This is a genomic window from Novosphingobium naphthalenivorans NBRC 102051 (assembly GCF_001590985.1).
Taxonomy (GTDB): Bacteria; Pseudomonadota; Alphaproteobacteria; order Sphingomonadales; family Sphingomonadaceae; genus Novosphingobium; species Novosphingobium naphthalenivorans.
The window spans coordinates 1-2,048 of the sequence record NZ_BCTX01000180.1 but is presented as its reverse complement, the minus strand read 5'-3'; the positions used below and the strand labels follow the sequence as shown (position 1 = coordinate 2,048).

The 2,048-nt window shown below is 61.2% G+C and carries 2 protein-coding genes; both read right to left on the bottom strand.

From position 1 onward, the window contains the following. Positions 1-25: 25 nt before the first annotated feature. Entirely contained in the window at positions 26-580 is a 555-nt protein-coding gene (locus NN5_RS24535; RefSeq protein WP_067739304.1) for an aromatic-ring-hydroxylating dioxygenase subunit beta, read from the bottom strand. Further along, positions 573-1,931: an aromatic ring-hydroxylating oxygenase subunit alpha gene (locus tag NN5_RS24530; protein ID WP_067739301.1), complete on the bottom strand. Its 1,359-nt coding sequence runs from the start codon at positions 1,929-1,931 to the stop codon at positions 573-575. Before NN5_RS24530 ends, NN5_RS24535 begins: the two co-directional genes overlap by 8 nt. Between the last annotated feature and the right edge of the window lie 117 nt (positions 1,932-2,048).

The window sequence follows — 2,048 nt, the reverse complement described above, 5'->3', positions numbered from 1 at the left end:
AGCGAGAGTCTTCCCACGTCCCGTCTCAGATAAAGATCGACAGCGATTCAAGGCCGAGCACCGTGGCATCGAGAATGGCGGTGCGCTTGACGAGCCGGGATACGCCCGTGCCGATGCGGATCGCGTCGAACCGCTCGGCCGTGAGGATCTGGGGATGGGCTCCGTCACCACGATGGCAGAATACCGCCAGGTTGCTGCGCGCCGCCACCAGTGCCGGATCGCTGCCGTGCGGCGTCACGCGGATGTTGGAGACCATGCGCCGCGTACGCGTCGCCGGGCTTTCCGACCAGGCATAGCGCGAGCGAAGTCGCTTTACGCGCATTTCGATCGAGGCATGATCCTCTTTCAGGTAGAAGGCGGTGCCACTGATACCCGTGCCGTCCCAGTTCTCGCGGGCAGTTCGCACCGGCGCCGAATAATCGATCGCCGGATCGAGCAGCTCGAACCATTCGGCGAACCGGCGATCGTCGAGATACTCGGCTTCCTTCTTGAGGAATTCCTCGCAAGCCTGCTGGAGGGTGATATCGACCAGCTGGCTCGCAGGCGCAGCCGCGGGATGGATGGTCGCCGCTTCAGTCATGATCGCCGATCTCGATCTTGGTGTTGGTCATGCGTTCGTACCAGGTCTTATGGAACGTCCTCAGGCCGCCCTCGCCCGCATTGGTCGAGTTGGCGACGCCTGGTCCGACCCAGTCCGTCAGCGGTTTGCTGGTGCTCATGTCCCCCATTCCCATCTGATAGTTGAAACGCACCTTGTTGAGCTCGGCGAACACAGTGCCGGCGGTGCGGGTGACGCCCGGCCACACCGCGACATCGTCCTGCTCGAAGCTGCCCGAGGGGCTAAAACTGCTCATTCCCACCTGATAGGCACGGCGCTTATACTCGGGAGAGGCCTCTCTCGGTGCCAGCACCCAGTTCCAGATTTCCATCTGGCCCGGCCCCTTGGGCTGCCATACGCGCAGTGTGAGAAACCCTGCCTGCGGCTTTTGCGGGCTGTCGCTCAGGCCAATGTGAAGGAACGAGAAGTTGGGGAACAGAGTGCCGTTCTGGAGCAGCGAGCGCTTGGCCAGATCGAACTGGTCCTGGCTAAGCACGCCGGTATGGAAATGACGGGTCACCTCTTCCGGGTAGGAGATGAACGGTGCCTCGCCGGGGAGCTGACGGATGCTGATCGCATGGCCGCTGCAATCATGGACATGGAGGCCCGTTCCCTCCTTGGGCGCCCCGGCAGCGACGCTGTCGATGATGCCGGCTTCCAGCACCGATCGGTGGGTCATTTGAGTATGCGAGCTGTCGCCGCAGAAATTCTCCGCGCCCTGCTTCCAGTTCGCATCGACCAGCCAGCGATGCGGCTCTCCCAGGACTTCCATCCCACCGTCGGACAGCGCGAACTGGATGTCGAAATACCATTTGTAATCGCCGAGATACTCTTCGAACGGCGCGGCGTCCGGGTCGAGATTGGCGAAAATCAGCCCCATGTAATTGGTGACGTGCGGCGCTGCGAACAAATTCCATTCCTTGAGGTCCAGCGACGCATATCCCTGGCTTCGCACCGGCACGCCGATCAATTCGCCGCTATTGCGATACGCCCAGCCATGGAATGGACAGACGAAACCCTTGGTATTGCCCGCCTGCACCCGGCACACCTGTGCGCCGCGGTGGCGGCAGGCATTGAGTAGCACGCGCAACTCGTCCTGTTCGTCGCGAATCAGGATGAAGGGATCCTCGCCAATGTTGCGGGTGACGAAATCCCCGCGGTTCGGGATTTCGGTCTCATGCCCGATATACACCCAGCATTTCGCGAAGATGCGCCGCAACTCGAGATCGTAGACATCGCGATCGTGGAACACTGCGGCGGGCAGCAGTCCCTTGCGCAGATCGTCCTCCATGCCTTCGATCGAAGCTGGAACGGCAAAGGCTTCCTCGGCCATACTAGTCCTCTCTATCGGCGACCCGCGGGCCGGCTTGTCATAAACGAACACGTCACAGATCCGACCTCAGCCGACAACCGAGCCGCCTCACTCTTAAATGGACATGTCCATTAAATT

What these genes read in the sequence shown, in the direction of transcription:
- NN5_RS24535 (WP_067739304.1), bottom strand. Translation starts at nt 580, where the DNA reads ATGACTGAAGCGGCGACCATCCATCCCGCGGCTGCGCCTGCGAGCCAG.
- NN5_RS24530 (WP_067739301.1), bottom strand. Translation starts at nt 1,931, where the DNA reads ATGGCCGAGGAAGCCTTTGCCGTTCCAGCTTCGATCGAAGGCATGGAG.